The organism is Actinopolyspora alba (assembly GCF_900112765.1).
Taxonomy (GTDB): Bacteria; Actinomycetota; Actinomycetes; order Mycobacteriales; family Pseudonocardiaceae; genus Actinopolyspora; species Actinopolyspora alba.
This window is the reverse complement of record NZ_FOMZ01000015.1, coordinates 89,446-104,447: the sequence shown is the minus strand read 5'-3', so window position 1 is coordinate 104,447 and position 15,002 is coordinate 89,446. Positions and strand designations below refer to the sequence as shown.

The 15,002-nt window shown below is 68.7% G+C and carries 9 protein-coding genes; 2 read left to right on the top strand and 7 right to left on the bottom strand.

The genetic code is table 11. The features are described from left to right. Window positions 1-38: 38 nt before the first annotated feature. From ffh to ftsY, 6 genes are all read right to left on the bottom strand, one after another. Entirely contained in the window at window positions 39-1,580 is a 1,542-nt protein-coding gene (gene ffh, locus BM150_RS20385) for a signal recognition particle protein (RefSeq protein WP_092929024.1), read from the bottom strand. 93 nt (window positions 1,581-1,673) lie between these two features. After that, the gene (locus BM150_RS20380; RefSeq protein WP_092929022.1) at window positions 1,674-3,425 is read right to left on the bottom strand and encodes a DEAD/DEAH box helicase; all 1,752 of its coding nucleotides are present in this window, start codon (window positions 3,423-3,425) and stop codon (window positions 1,674-1,676) included. A 297-nt stretch (window positions 3,426-3,722) separates the two neighbouring features. After that, window positions 3,723-4,361: an AAA family ATPase gene (locus BM150_RS20375; protein ID WP_245755643.1), complete on the bottom strand. Its 639-nt coding sequence runs from the start codon at window positions 4,359-4,361 to the stop codon at window positions 3,723-3,725. 453 nt (window positions 4,362-4,814) lie between these two features. Then, window positions 4,815-5,153, bottom strand: a complete 339-nt coding sequence (locus BM150_RS20370) for a P-II family nitrogen regulator (protein ID WP_092929020.1) — start codon at window positions 5,151-5,153, stop codon at window positions 4,815-4,817. Continuing rightward, complete coding sequence (locus BM150_RS20365; protein WP_092929018.1) at window positions 5,150-6,490, bottom strand: ammonium transporter; 1,341 nt, start codon at window positions 6,488-6,490, stop codon at window positions 5,150-5,152. Before BM150_RS20365 ends, BM150_RS20370 begins: the two co-directional genes overlap by 4 nt. Before the next feature lie 195 nt (window positions 6,491-6,685). Beyond that, window positions 6,686-8,236: a signal recognition particle-docking protein FtsY gene (gene ftsY, locus BM150_RS20360; RefSeq protein WP_092929104.1), complete on the bottom strand. Its 1,551-nt coding sequence runs from the start codon at window positions 8,234-8,236 to the stop codon at window positions 6,686-6,688. 95 nt (window positions 8,237-8,331) lie between these two features. Here ftsY and BM150_RS20355 point away from each other — a divergent pair, with 95 nt between their 5' ends. Together BM150_RS20355 and BM150_RS20350 are read left to right on the top strand one after the other, a co-directional pair. Further along, window positions 8,332-9,612: an anhydro-N-acetylmuramic acid kinase gene (locus tag BM150_RS20355; protein ID WP_245755642.1), complete on the top strand. Its 1,281-nt coding sequence runs from the start codon at window positions 8,332-8,334 to the stop codon at window positions 9,610-9,612. After that, window positions 9,588-11,102, top strand: a complete 1,515-nt coding sequence (locus BM150_RS20350; protein WP_092929017.1) for a sodium:solute symporter — start codon at window positions 9,588-9,590, stop codon at window positions 11,100-11,102. Before BM150_RS20355 ends, BM150_RS20350 begins: the two co-directional genes overlap by 25 nt. 109 nt (window positions 11,103-11,211) lie before the next feature. Here the strand turns inward: BM150_RS20350 and smc are convergent, their stop codons facing one another. Beyond that, the gene (gene smc / locus BM150_RS20345; protein ID WP_092929015.1) at window positions 11,212-14,883 is read right to left on the bottom strand and encodes a chromosome segregation protein SMC; all 3,672 of its coding nucleotides are present in this window, start codon (window positions 14,881-14,883) and stop codon (window positions 11,212-11,214) included. Window positions 14,884-15,002 lie beyond the last annotated feature (119 nt).

Sequence of the window (15,002 nt, the reverse complement as noted above, 5' to 3'; positions counted from 1 at the left end):
GGTTCCGGGCCACCGGTGAGCGGCAGCCGGGCGGACGATCACTTCTTCTTCTTGCCGAAGTCCAGTTTCGAGGGGTCGAAACCGGGGGGAAGCTGGTTGAGCCCGCCCGTCAGCTGGGACGGGTCGGCACCCTGCTGTCCCCCGGGCATGCCGGGAAGACCACCGGGCATACCGCCACGTGCCGCCTTGGGCTGCGTCTGCCCCTTGTTCTTGCCCTTCTTGCCCTTCTTGCCCTTGTCCTTCTTGGTGGCCTTGCGGCCCCCACCGCCACCGCCGCCGAACTGGCCCGCCATCTGCTGCATCATCTTGCGGGCCTCGAAGAACCTGCTGACCAGGTCGTTGATGTCGCTGACCCGCACGCCGGAGCCATTGGCGATCCGCTGCCTGCGAGAGGCGTTGATGATCTTCGGGTCGGCACGTTCGGCCGGGGTCATGCCTCGGATGATGGCCTGCACCCTGTCGAGGTGCGCCTCGTCGAAGTTGGCGAGCTGGTCCTTCATCTGGTTGGCGCCGGGCAGCATGCCGACCAGGTTCTGCAGCGGCCCCATACGCCGGACCGCCTGCATCTGCTCCAGGAAGTCCTCCAGCGTGAGCTCACCGGTGCCGAGCTTCTCGGCGGCCTGCTCGGCACGATCCGCGTCGAAGGCCTGCTCGGCCTGCTCGATCAGCGTGAGCATGTCGCCCATGCCGAGGATGCGACTGGCCATCCGGTCGGGATGGAAGACGTCGAAGTCCTCGATCTTCTCGCCGTTGGAGGCGAACATGATGGGCTCACCGGTGACCTGGCGGACCGACAGCGCGGCACCGCCCCGCGCGTCACCGTCGAGCTTGGTCAGCACCACGCCGTTGAAGCCGACTCCGTCACGGAACGCCTCGGCGGTGCTCACGGCGTCCTGACCGATCATGGCGTCGACCACGAACAGGATCTCGTTCGGATTCACCGCATCGCGGATGTCCGATGCCTGCTGCATCATCTCCTCGTCGACACCGAGGCGTCCCGCGGTGTCGACGATGACGACGTCGTGCTGGGCACGTTCCGCCTCGGCGACACCGCGACGCGCGACGTCCACGGGGTCGCCGACACCGTTGCCCGGTTCGGGAGCGAAGACCGGCGAACCGGCACGCTCCCCCACCACCTGCAACTGCGTCACGGCGTTGGGGCGCTGCAGGTCGCAGGCCACGAGCATCGGGGTGTGTCCCTGCCCGGCGAGCCACTTGGCCAGCTTGCCCGCCAACGTGGTCTTACCGGAACCCTGCAACCCCGCGAGCAGGATCACCGTGGGTGGCTTCTTCGCGAGCGTGAGATCCCGCTTCTCGCCACCGAGGATGCCGACCAGCTCCTCGTTGACGATCTTGATCACTTGCTGGGCGGGATTGAGGGCCTGGGACACCTCGGTGCCCTTGGCCCGCTCCTTGACTCCCGAGATGAAGCCGCGCACCACCGGCAGTGCCACGTCGGCTTCCAGCAACGCGATACGGATCTCGCGCGCGGTGGCGTCGATGTCCGCCTCGGACAGGCGCCCTTTGCCGCGCAGGTTCTTCAGGACCGAAGTGAGCCGGTCGGAAAGAGTGTCGAACACGGGGTCACGGGCTCCAGAGTCGTCGATGTTCCTACGCCGAGGGTAACCGCCCACCTACGGTGCCCGAAGGCGGACAGGGACACGAACCGATCGTCAACCTCGATCGACCGCCGGACGCTTGTCACCGCCGGAACGAGGTCCACCCGCACCGGCACGCCCCTTGCGCCTGGAACTCGAGCGCTCCCTGCCGCCGGGCCTGCGGGACCAGCCGCCACCGGAACGACGAGGTGGTTCTCCCTCGGTGCGGCTGATCCGCAGTCCACGTCCGGCGACCTGCGTCTTGCGCAGCTTGCGCAGCATCTCCTCCGGGATCTCGGCGGGCAGCTCCACGAGCGTGTGCTCGTCACGGATGTCGATGTGCCCGATCCGCTTGCTGGAAAGACCGCCCTCGTTGGCCAGCGCCCCCACCAGGGCACTGGGGGTCACGCGATTACGACGACCGACCTCCACACGGAACATGGCCGTGTCGGAGTCCGAGGACTCGAACTCGGCGGAGCGCTGCGAGTTGCGACGGGACTTCGACTCGGGCTCGGGTTCCGGTTGCAGCAGCAGCGGACGGTCACCCTGGGTCATGCTCGCGAGTGCCGCTGCCACCCTGGCCGCGGGCACCTCGCTGTTCTGCTCGTAGTCGCGCACCAGCTGTTCGAAGATCTCCAGTTCGCCGTTCTGCAGCGTATCGGTGATCCGCTGGCGGAAACGTTCGAGCCGTCGCTCGTTGACCGCCTCGATCGTCGGAAGGTCCATCCGCTCGATGGACTGACCGGTGGCCTTCTCGATGGAACGCAGCAACTGCCGTTCCCGCGAGGTGACGAACAGGATCGCCTCACCGCTGCGCCCGGCGCGACCGGTACGACCGATCCGGTGTACGTAGGACTCGCTGTCGTGGGGGGCGTCGTAGTTGAGCACGTGCGAGACCCGGTCCACGTCCAGCCCGCGCGCGGCGACGTCGGTGGCCACGAGAATGTCGGTGCGGCCCTGCCGCAGCTGGTCGATGGTGCGCTCACGCTGCGCCTGGGCGATGTCACCGTTGATCGCGGCGGCGTTGAAGCCGCGCTGCCGCAGCTGCTCGGTCAGTTCCTCGGTGAGCTGCTTGGTGCGGGCGAACACGATGGCCGCGTCGACCGGTTCGACCTCGAGCAGCCGTGACAGCGCGTCGACCTTGCGAACACCGCGCACCTGCCAGTAGCGCTGACGGATGTTGGCCGCCGTGGTGGTGGAGCTGCGAACCGCCACCTCCACGGGGTTGTCCAGGTAGGACTGACTGATCTTGCGCACGGCGTTCGGCATGGTCGCCGAGAACAGCGCGACCTGCCGCTGGGACGGAACGGACTTCAGAATCCGCTCCACGTCCTCGATGAATCCCATGCGCAGCATCTCGTCCGCCTCGTCGAGCACCACGTGGCTCAGCTCGGACAGGTCCAGCGACCCCCGATCGAGGTGGTCGATGAGACGCCCCGGCGTACCGACGATCACGTGCGCGCCGTCACGCAGCCCGCCGAGCTGCGGACCGTAGCTCTGTCCACCGTAGATGGGCAGCACCCGGAGACCGGGCAGGTTGGCGGCATAGGTGCGGAACGCCTCCGCCACCTGGATGGCCAGCTCACGGGTGGGAGCCAGCACGAGAGCCTGCGGTTTCTTGCGCTTGTCGAGATCGATGCTGGAGAGAATGGGCAGCCCGAAGGCGGCGGTCTTGCCGGTGCCGGTCTGTGCCTGACCGGTCACGTCACGCCCCTGCAGCAGCGACGGAATGGTCTCCGACTGAATGGGCGAGGGGGTCTCGTAACCGAGTTCGGTCAGGGTTTGCAGTACGCGGCTGTCGAGCTCGAGCTCGTCGAATGTGGGCATGTAAGTCTGAGGTCTCCTCGTGTGGTCGGGGCGGCTGAAGCACTGCGGACGAACCCGTGGCGGCATCCACGACACGGATCACACGAATCGGGTTCGCTAACCGACGGCACCGTTCACGCACCGTCGCCTACGCATCTCGGGCCGCGCTCACCCGCAACGCACACTCTGTTGCCAGTCACTCGCAGCTCGATGAATCTCAGCCGGCAGCGCCGGGTGCGTCCGGCGCGTACCGTCCAGGGTAACGGTCGATCACGTCCGTCTCGGCCCCCCGTCGGTCATTCGGGGAACAACATGACACTACGGAACCAGTTGAACCCCGCCAGTAACCTCCGCGCGGGTGAGTAGATACACCCGGTGCCATCCTCGCAACCTACCGATGCGATACAGGTATTGCCTGGGGAGCCGGGCACGGCGTACGTGCCGAGCGAACGCACGTGCCGTTGTCATTCTGCCACGTGCCCGCTGCCCCGCCAGCGCGGCCTCGGGAGAGACCTCCAACCAGCACAGCACCGGACTCCGCCGCGTGATCGTGGCGAGCGCGACCAGCAGCCCCCGCGCGGTGCGGCGTGTGGCGGGGACGTGCACCACGACGACACCGGGAGCCAGCAGGCAGGCCACCACGATCCTGGCGTAGTGCAACGGATGGACGATCGCCCGGTAGAGCCGCCGAGGGACGCCGGCACCGAATCCCGCGAGCAGCACCCGGTACAACTGCGCGGAGTCCAGCACGAGGGTGGGCTCGGAGCAACGAAGCGAACCCAGCAGCGTGGTCTTGCCCGCCCCCGGCAGTCCCGCGACGACGAGCAGGTCCCTACGGCCGACCCGGATGCGCGAAGCGGAATCGTCGTGTTGTCCGTCACGGACGGGACACGTGGTGGTTCCGGCGACACCACGCGCGAGCAGAACAGCGCGCCGGAAGTCACTTCGTGTACTCACTTCGCGTTCACTGTACCCGAACCGCGGGCCACCCGTCGGCGTTCGCCGGAACCGGACCGACCGGATGGCCCGACCCCTCGACGGGCCATCCGACGGGTACCCCCTGGTACGCGGAACACTCCCCGACGGCTCCCGCCCGACCCCCAGCACGGGCGGGAAGCTCCACCCCTCATCGGGGAGTGTTCACGGCGTCACACCGGAATTCTGGCGTTCGGACGGACCTCTACGAGACCGTGATGACCCCTGAAACGGGCTACGTATTGCTACGCATATCCGGGTGTACCGCGCTGCCGGGTCCTACGCAGCACCGGTACCGCGCGGACGACCACAGCGCCCGGTCCACACGAAAACGACCGTTCCCGGAGTCGGCGTAACGACTCCGGGAACGGCCCTGGGTTGTCACTTCTCGGATCGGGGGTCCGGCCCCGTCGCGGCACGAGGGGCGTCTACCGCTCAGACCGCTTGTTCTCCGGTCTCACCCGTGCGCACCCGCACCACGGACTCGACAGGTGTGACCCACACCTTGCCGTCCCCGACCCTTCCGCTGCGGGCGGCGGAAACGACCGCCTGCAGCACGTCGTCGGCATCGGCGTCGTTGACCAGCACCTCCACCCTGGTCTTGTCCACCACGTCGACCTTGTACTCCGCGCCCCGGTAGATCTCGGTGTGCCCCTGCTGCCTGCCGTACCCCTGCACGTCGGCGATGGTCATTCCCCGAATCCCCAGGGCGGTGAGGGCGTCCCGCACCTCGTCCACTTTGGCCTGTTGGACGACGGCTGTGACGAGCTTCATCGCACACTTCCTTCCAGCGCCTCGATCGAGCCGTGCTCGGTGCTCCGCGATCCGCGCACCGTATTGCGCGCGTCCCCGAAGTGGTAGCCGGACTCGGCGTGTTCGGTTTCGTCGATGCCGGTGTCCTCGTCGGCGGGATCGAGGCGGAAACCGATCGTGCTACGAACGACCCAGGCGATGCCCAGGCTCAGCACCAGCGAGTACGCCAGCACCGCCACAGCCCCGACGGCCTGTCGCCACAGCTGGTCGAAACCGCCACCGTAGAACAGCCCCGCGACACCAGCGGGAGCGCTCTCGGAGGCGAAGAGCCCGACCAGCAGGGTGCCGACGAGTCCACCGACCAGGTGCACCCCGATGACGTCGAGCGAGTCGTCGTAGCGAAGCCGGTACTTGAGCTCCACCGCGAGCGCGCAGACGGCACCGGCGATGATCCCCACCGCGATGGCTCCCATCGGGGTGACCGCCGAGCAGGCCGGGGTGATCGCCACCAGTCCCGCGATGATCCCGGAGACCGCTCCCAGCGTGGTCGGTTTGCCGTGCCGGATCCGCTCGACCAGCATCCAGGCGAGCATGGCAGCACCCGCACCGACGAGCGTGTTCACGAAGACGATGGCGGCGGTGGTTCCGGCGGTCAGTGCGGAGCCGGCGTTGAATCCGAACCACCCGAACCACAGCAACCCCGCTCCCAGCACCACCAGCGGGAGATTGTGCGGTTTGCCCGTCTCCCTCGGCCAGCCGGTCCGGGGGCCCAGAACCAGCACCAGCGCGAGCGCGGCCGCTCCCGCGTTGATGTGCACGGCGGTACCGCCCGCGAAGTCGATCGCCGCGAGCCGGTTGGCGATCCAGCCACCGACCGCGGTCACCTCACCGGCCGCGTTGGTCTCGTCGAAGGCGAAGACCCAGTGGGCCACGGGGAAGTACACCAGGGTCGCCCACAACCCGGCGAACAACATCCAGGGGCCGAACCGGGCACGGTCAGCGATCGCGCCGGAGATCAGTGCCACGGTCAGGATCGCGAACATGGCCTGGAAGGCGGCGAACGCGAACGTGGGGATCGAGCCGGACAAGCTCTCCTGCCCGACGAACCGCGACATCCCGAAGAACTCCGCGGGAGAGCCGAGCAGCCCCACGCCACCGAGGTCGGAACCGAAGGCCCCGGAGTATCCGTAGATCACCCAGAGCACCCCGACGAGCCCCAGGCTGCCCAGGCTCATCATCAGCATGTTGAGCACGCCGCGGGAACGGACCATGCCGCCGTAGAACAGCGCCAAGCCGGGTGTCATGAGCATGACCAGCGCAGCACACACCAACACCCAGGCGGTGTCACCTGAATTCACGTCGCCTCCCGTACGATCCGGCGCTCCAACTTGAGTCCGAATACTCGGCAACGTGTGTTTCCCGATGACGTTCTCGTCGTGTCGCGTGGATGAAATCCACGCCGTTGACTGTTACGTCCCGGTTGGCGGAATCACCGGCGTGTTAACGGTCCGGAGAACCCCGGTCGCGAGACCACCGGTCAGCGAGACCACCGGTCAGCCGAGCAGCGCGTCGACGAACGCCTCCGGCTCGAACGGGGCGAGATCGTCGGCACCCTCCCCCAGTCCGACCAGTTTGACCGGCACGCCGAGCTCGCGCTGCACCTGGAAGACGATCCCACCCTTGGCGGTCCCGTCGAGTTTGGTGAGCACGATCCCCGTGACGTCGACGACATCGGCGAACACCCTCGCCTGGGCGAGCCCGTTCTGACCGGTCGTGGCGTCGAGCACCAGCAGCACCTCGTCGACCTGCGCACGCTTGCCGACCACGCGCTTGACCTTGCCGAGCTCGTCCATCAGGCCGGTCTTGGTGTGCAGCCTGCCCGCGGTGTCGACGAGGATGGCGTCGACACCGGAATCGGCACCGCGCTGCACCGACTCGAACGCCACGCTCGCCGGATCGGCTCCCTCATCACCCCGGACCACCTCGGCCCCGACGCGTTCCCCCCACGTTCCGAGCTGTTCCACGGCGGCGGCGCGGAAGGTGTCGGCGGCGCCGAGCAGCACCGTGCGCCCGTCCGCGACCAGCACGCGAGCGAGCTTCCCGGTTGTGGTCGTCTTACCGGTTCCGTTGACCCCGACGACCAGCGCCACCGCGGGCTTGCCGCCGTCCGCCGGATCCCCGTGCGGCAACGCCTGGACCGCGCGGGACTGCGTGGTGGCCAACGCGTCCACCAGCACCTCGCGCAACAACGCCCTGGCCTGCTCGGGAGTACGCACGCCGCGAGCAGCCACCTCGGTGCGCAGCCACTCGATTATCTCCGAGGCCGTAGTGGCACCGAGGTCGGCCATCAGCAGGGTGTCCTCGATCTCCTCCCAGGAGTCCTCGTCGAGGTCACCGGCACCGAGCAGTCCGAGCACGCTCTGCCCGAACATCGACCGCGAACGCGAGAGCCTGCCGCGCAACCGCTCCAACCTGCCGGTGGACGGTTCGATCGGTTCGACCTCGGTATCGGCGGCCGTGCCCGGCTCAGCACCGGCCTCCTCGACAACACCCTCGGTCCGTTCGGGGGTTTCGGGAGGCACCGTGCCGGTGGCTCCGCCGGAAGCGGTGGACTCGGAGTCCTCCTTCCGCCGGGACGACGTGTCGGTCTCCGCGACCGACTCCGACTCGGCGGGGGACGGCTGCTCCGGAACGGCGGGAGCCGTGGCGGAATCAGCGGCGGGGGGCTCTCCGGTGGTCGTCGCGGTGTCGTCGTCGGTTCCGACCGTGGTGTCATCGACCTCGGAGGAACTCGGCAGCGGCACATCGACCATGCCGCGCCGTTGGCTGTCCCTGGGAACCGCGGCGTCGTCACCGACACCCGGTTGCCCCTGCGTCTCGGTTCGTTCCTCGACGGGATGCTCGGGTGCGGTCGTCGTGCCGCCACTGGAGAGGCTGATTCCACTGCCCGCGCGATAACCACCCTGGCCCGCGGACGTATCCTCCCGCTCCTGTTGAGCGAGGCTGACCCGCCTGCGCCGAGCGAGCAGAATGCCCGTGCCGACGAGTACGGCCAGCACCACCAGTGCGGCAACGATGATCAGGATCACATTCGTGGTGGACACACGTCCATCGTCGCACCCGAGGAGCGCACCGCCGGACGCGACCCGCACGGCGGGTTCGCCCGGGAACCCGTGTCGCGCTTGCACTACCACCCGAAGTGACCTACACCACCAGGATGGAGCCGTGGCGGGTGATCGGGCTGCTTTCGGGAACCTCGATGGACGGGGTGGACGTCGCCGCTGTCGAATTTCGACTGCGGGCGGGGGTGATCGAGTCGCTTCCGCTGGGCTACAGCTCGTTTCCCTACCCCGAAGCGCTGCGTCGGGAGCTCGTGTCGCTGACTCGCTCGGAGGACAAGGGACCGTCCGCGTGGTGCCGGCTGGAGACCGAGACCGGCCGGGTGTTCGCCACGGCCGCGAGGTACGGCGTCGAACAGCTGGCCGGTGGACGCGCGGATCTGATCGGCTCGCTCGGGCAGACCGTCCGGCACGAGACGGCGCGGGGCCGAACGCTGGGAACGCTGCAGCTGGGCGGCTCCGCCCGGATCGCGGAAGCCACCGGGCTTCCCGTGCTCGCCGACCCGCGCAGCAGGGACGTGGCCGCGGGTGGGCAGGGTGCGCCGTTGGCACCGGTACTCGATGTGCTCTGGCTCGCGGGCCTCTTCACTCCCTTGGGGGACACCCCGGCACCGGGCCGCGTGCTGGCACTGAACCTGGGCGGTATCGCCAACATCACGGTGGTGGGCGAAGGAGATCCGCTCGCCTACGACACGGGGCCGGGAAACGCGCTGATCGACGCGGCCGCCGAACTGGTCGGCACCGAGGAGGAGCGCGACACCGACGGCACGTTGGCCGCGCGCGGCCGAATTCGGCCGGATCTGCTGCAAAGGCTGCTGACCGACGACTACTTTCACCTCCGCCCACCGAAGACGACCGGCAAGGAGCGCTTCGGGGTCGGATATCTGCGAACCGCGCTGGAAGCGGTACCGGAGGTCTCCGCGCCGGACCTGCTGCGCACCGTCACCGAGCTCACGGTCCGCACGGTGACCGAGGCGTGTGCCGCGCACGAAGCGGGCCTGGTGATCGCCTCGGGCGGTGGAGTGGCGAATCCGGTACTGATGTCCGGACTGCGACGCGAGCTCGGCAGGCACGGCGCCGAGCTGAACACCAGCGGGCAACACGGGATACCTCCCGACGGTAAGGAGGCGTTCCTGGCCGCGCTGCTCGGTTTTCTCGGGATGCACGGGATCGCGGGCAACATCGCGTCCTGCACCGGAGCCGAGGGACCCCGCGTGCTGGGCACCCTCACCCCGGGAAACCGGCCGTTGTCGCCACCCGACCCCGTCGGGACACCGGTGACCGCACTCCGGATATCGACGCCGAGCGCGTTCCACACCTCCGACCGGGAGAGCACATGCGCATCATCGACCTGGCAGTGATCGGCGTCTACCTGCTGGCGATGCCCGCCCTCGGGATTCTGCTGGCGGGCAGGCAGCGCGGCACCGGTGACTACTTCCTGGGCGGACGTGATCTGCCCTGGTGGGCGGTCTGCTTCTCGGTGGTGGCCACCGAGACCTCCACGCTGACCGTGATCAGCGTTCCCACCGTGGCCTATCTGGGCTCGTTCACCTACCTGCAGCTGGCCATCGGGTACCTGATCGGCAGGACGATCGTGGCTTTCGTGCTGCTGCCCCGCTACTACACCGGCGAACTGGTCAGCGCCTACGCGTTCCTGGGGCAACGCTTCGGACGCGGGATGCAGGGCACCGCCTCGGTGACCTTCTCGATCACCAGGTTGCTGGCGGACGGACTGCGGCTGTTCGCCACGGCCATCCCGGTGAAGGTGATGCTGGCCTCGTTCGGCGTCGCCGCGAGCTACTGGCAGATCGTCCTGGGCCTCTCGGCGCTGACGGTGATCTACACCTACTTCGGGGGCATCCGGGCCGTCGTCTGGGTCGACGTGGTGCAGTTGGGTGTCTACGTGGGCGGCTCGGTGCTCGCGGGGATCATCCTGCTGAGCAAGCTGCCCGGTGACTGGTTCGATCAGGCGCTGCGGGCGGGCAAGTTCGAGCTGTTCGACCTGAGCTCCCCGGTACTGACGAGTCAGTACTCCTTCGTCACGGCCCTGTTCGGCGGAGCGGTGTTCGCGATGGCCTCGCACGGTGCCGACCAGTTGATGGTGCAACGACTGCTGGCCTGCCGCACCCTCGCCGACAGTCAACGCGCGGTGATCACCAGTGGCCTGCTCGTGCTGCTGCAGTTCGCGCTGTTTCTGGGTATCGGTTCGATGCTGTGGGCGTTCTTCGCGGGTGCCAGTCCCGAGCGGTTGGGCCTGAGCAGCGGTGACGCCCTGTTCCCACGGTTCATCGTGAACCAGCTTCCGCCCGGCCTTTCGGGGCTGTTGATCGCGGGAATCATCGCGGCCGCCATGAGTACGCTGTCCTCCTCGTTGAACTCGCTGGCCACCTCGACCGTCAGCGACCTGTATCAGCGGCTGAGCGGCAAGGTCCACGACGAGCGGGCACTGCTGCGACTGGCTCGGGCGGTCACGGTCGGGTGGGCGCTGGTGTTCGTCGTGTTCGCCACACTGTTCACCAGTACCGACAACCCGGTGGTCGAGGTGGGACTCGGAATCGCGTCCTACACCTACGGGGCCCTGCTGGGGGCCTTTCTGCTGGGACTGCTGGTGCGGCGTGCGCGGCAACCGGACGCGGTGGTGGCGTTCTGCTGCACACTGCTCGGGGTGCTCTGGCTGGCGTTCGGCGCGGCCTTTCCGGACGGGCGGGGAGGTCACGCGCCGTTGGCGTTTCCCTGGTACGCACCGATCGGCGTGATGATCACGCTGCTCGTGGGTGGTGTGCTGTCGCTGCGGCACCGCCCGCGGCAGGAAGGAGCCGCACGCGAGTCCGAGCTGTCCGAGACGGGTTGAGTCCCCGGTAGCGGCCCCGGCGGCGCACCCGCACCGACGGCACCGTGCTCATGCCGCACGGTGTCACGTCCGGTGCGCGGGAGTGCTCCCGTCGAAACCCGCCGCGCCGTCAGGAACTCGCCTCTCCTCCGGCCGCCGTAGGAGCGTGCGCGGGTTCGGCCTTCTCCCCGGGCTCGGTCGTCTCGACGGGTTCGTCGTTGCCCGAGGCCAGTCGTTGCGAGATCACGGTGGTGATCCCGTCGCCGCGCATGCTCACCCCGTACAGGGCGTCGGCGATCTCCATGGTGGGTTTCTGGTGCGTGATGATTATCAACTGCGAGTTCGCCCGGAGTTGATCGAGCAGCCCGATCAGTCGCCGCAGGTTCGTCTCGTCCAGCGCGGCCTCCACCTCGTCGAGCACGTAGAACGGGGAGGGGCGAGCACGGAAGATCGCCACCAGCATCGCCACGGCGGTCAGCGACTTCTCCCCACCCGAGAGCAGGGACAGCCGCTTGACCTTCTTGCCCGGCGGCCTCGCCTCCACCTCGACGCCGGTGGTGAGCATGTCCTCGGGGTCGGTGAGCACGAGCTTGCCGGAACCACCCGGGAAAAGGACCGAGAAGACCTTCTCGAACTCGGCCGCGACGTCGTCGAACGCGGTCGAGAAGACCTCCAGGATCTTCTCGTCGACCTCCTTGACCACGTCGAGCAGGTCCTTGCGGGTGGCCTTGAGGTCCTCCAACTGCCCCGAGAGGTACTTGTAACGCTCCTCCAGGGCGGCGTACTCCTCCAGCGCCAGCGGATTGACCTTGCCCAACGCGGCCAGATCCTTCTCCGCGCGGTCCGCCCGACGCTGCTGGGTGTCCCGGTCGTAGGGCAGCGAGGGCGGCTTGCTGACCTGCTCACCGCGTTCCTTGGCCGCCTCGTACTCCGACATCTCCGTCGGGCTCGGTGGGACCGCGACGTCGGGCCCGTACTCCTGAACCAGATCGTCCAGCCCCACACCGAAGTCCTCGACGATCTTCGTTTCGAGCTGTTCGATCCGCAATCGCTGCTCGGCACGGGCCACCTCGTCGCGGTGCACCGCGTCGGTGAGCTTCTCCAGCTCCCCGGAGAGCTCGCGCACCTGGTTGCGCACAGTCTGCAACCGGCTCTCGTTCTCGGAGTGGCGCTGTTGCAGCTCGTCACGCTGCTCACCGGCCGACCGCAGTGACAGCTCGATGCGCTGCAACGCGGTGCGACAGCCCTCGATCACGGTCTCGGCGACCCGTGCACCACGCTGCCTGGCCAGTCGTGCCTGCTCGGCGCGCTCACGCTGCTGCCGCTCCTGCCTGGCGGAACGACGCAGCTGTTCGGCTTTGCCCTGCAGCGCGCGTGCGCGCTCCTCGGCGCTGCGCACGGCGAGCCTGGCGTCCATCTCCCGCTGCCGCAGATCGTCCAGTTCGGAAGCCAGCCGGTCCCGTTCCGTGGTGTCGGGCTCCTGCTCGTCGAGCTGTTCGGACTGCACCACCTCCAGTCGCTCCTGGAGCTCGGCGAGCTTGTCAACCGCCTCCTGCCGCGAACGCTCCACGTCACCGCGCTGGGTACGCAGCCGTTCCACCTCCGCGGCCGCGGACCGGGCGGCGTCGAGCAGACTTGCCACCCGCTCGGAACTGCGTGCGTGCCGCACCCGGAGTTCGTTGCGCTGTTCCCGCGCGGTGTTGACCTCGGCTTCGCGTGACTCCAGCTCGGAGCGCGCCCCTTCCAGAGCGGCGCCGTGCCGTTCCACCGCGCGCCGTGCCTCGGCTAGCTCGGACTCGGCCTCGTCCACGGCGGCCCGCACCTCGATGGGGCTCCGGTTGTCCGAGGCCGACGAGCCACCGGAGGACCAGCTGGTGCCGAGCAGGTCACCCTGCGAAGTGACCGCCCGCACCTCGGGGTGCCGCTCCAGCAGCCGTTCCGCGCTGTCCAGGTCCTCGACCACCGCGATCCGGTCGAGCAGCACCGTCAGGGCGGGCAGAAGCTCGTCGGGGGCCCGCAGCAGGTCCACCGCCCAACGCGCCGAACCGTCCAGTTGCGGCCAGGAGGTTCGGTCGGGTGGAGCGGCGGCACCGACGAGCAGGCCACTGCTGCCCGCCTCGTCCTCCTTGAGCACTCGCAGCGCGGTGGCAGCGTCGGTGACCCCGCGCACCGCCACCGCTTCGGCGGCCGTCCCCAGCGCCGCCGTCAGCGCGGACTCCGCACCGGGTTCCACGCTCAGCAGGGCGGAGATCGATCCGAGCAGTCCGGGAACGCGTTCGCCCGAGGCCAGCAACGCGGCCGCGCCGTCCTTGCGGTCCAGCCCCATCGACAGCGCCTCCACCCGGGCCTGCCAGGAAGCCGTCTCACGTTCGGCGGACCGCTCGGCCTCGACGAGTTCGTCCACCCGGCGCTTGGCCGCGTCCCTCGCCTCGGCGGCGTTGGCACACCGCTGTTCGACGCCGTCGTCGTCACCGTGCTCGGTGTCGTCGGCCGCGGCCGCCTCCTCGTAGGCCTGCTGTGCCTCGGCGGCGCGCCGCTCGGCCTCGGTGGTCGAGGCCGTCAACCGTTCGATCTCCTCATCGGTGGCGGCGACCTTGCTGCGCATCGACTCGACCTCGCCGGAGAGGCGCGCGGCTCCCTCTCGGCGGTCGGCTATGGCACGCACCGCGGCCATGTGGGCGTTCTCCGCCTCCCGCAGCGCCGACTCCGCTTCCGAACGGCTCGTGACCACCTCGGCGAGCGCCTCGCGGGTGCGCTCGGCCTCCTCGTTGGCGGTCTCCTCTCGCTCTGCCGCTTCGTCCGCCTCGGCCTCGAGTTCCTCTGGGTCGCGCTCCGAGTGGTGCTGCTCCGGTTCGGCACTGAGGTGCTTGTGCCGTTCCTGCGCCAACCGCAACGTGCCGCCGAGACGTTCCTGCAGCGCGGAGAGCCGGTGCCAGGTGTCCTGGATACGTGCCACCCGGGGAGCGTCGGCGCTGACCTGCTCCCCCAGCTGCTTCTCCTGCTCCTGGGCCTGCTGCAGCGCCTTCTCCGTCTCGGCCCGCTTGTCTCGCGCGGCCTGCTCGTTGGCTTCGTCACGTTCGAGCTCGGAACGAGCGGTGACCAGGTCGTCGGCGATCAGCCGCAACCGCGCGTCGCGTAGCTCGGCCTGGATGGTCTGGGCTCTTCGGGCGATCTCGGCCTGCTTGCCCAGCGGTTTGAGTTGCTTGCGGAGCTCGCCCGTCAGATCGGTCAACCGGGTCAGGTTGGCCTGCATCGCCTCCAGCTTGCGTAGCGCCTTCTCCTTGCGCTTGCGGTGTTTGAGCACGCCCGCGGCCTCCTCGATGAGCCTGCGGTGCTCCTCGGGCTTGGCCTGCAGGATGCTGGAGAGCTGCCCCTGGCCGACGATGACGTGCATCTCCCGGCCGATCCCGGAGTCGGACAGCAGCTCCTGCAGGTCGCGCAGCCTGCAGGCGTTGCCGTTGAGCTCGTACTCGCTGGCACCGTCGCGGAACATGCGGCGGGTGATCGACACCTCGGTGTAGTCGATCGGCAGCGCCCCGTCGGCGTTGTCGATGGTCAGATTGACCTCGGCACGCCCGAGCGGCGCCCGCCCCGACGTTCCGGCGAAGATGACGTCCTCCATCTTGCCGCCACGCAGCGCCTTGGCGCCCTGCTCCCCCATGACCCAGGTCAGCGCGTCGAGCACATTGGACTTGCCGGAGCCGTTCGGCCCCACCACGCACGTGATTCCCGGTTCGAACCGCAGAGTCGTGGTCGACACGAAGGACTTGAACCCCTTCAGCGTCAGGCTCTTCAGATGCACCGCTGCTCAACGACCTTCCCGCGAAATGACGGCTGTGCGCTACTGCCGGGGCGCTCGGGAGAAACCGCCGGTGCCGTGACAGACGGCACCGCTCCGGTCCGAGGACCGAGTCCCGCGGA

Excerpts from the sequence above, each read along its gene's own strand:
- BM150_RS20380 (WP_092929022.1), bottom strand. The coding sequence starts at position 3,425 with ATGCCCACATTCGACGAGCTCGAGCTCGACAGCCGCGTACTGCAAACC.
- BM150_RS20370 (WP_092929020.1), bottom strand. The coding sequence starts at position 5,153 with ATGAAGCTCGTCACAGCCGTCGTCCAACAGGCCAAAGTGGACGAGGTG.
- BM150_RS20350 (WP_092929017.1), top strand. The coding sequence starts at position 9,588 with ATGCGCATCATCGACCTGGCAGTGATCGGCGTCTACCTGCTGGCGATG.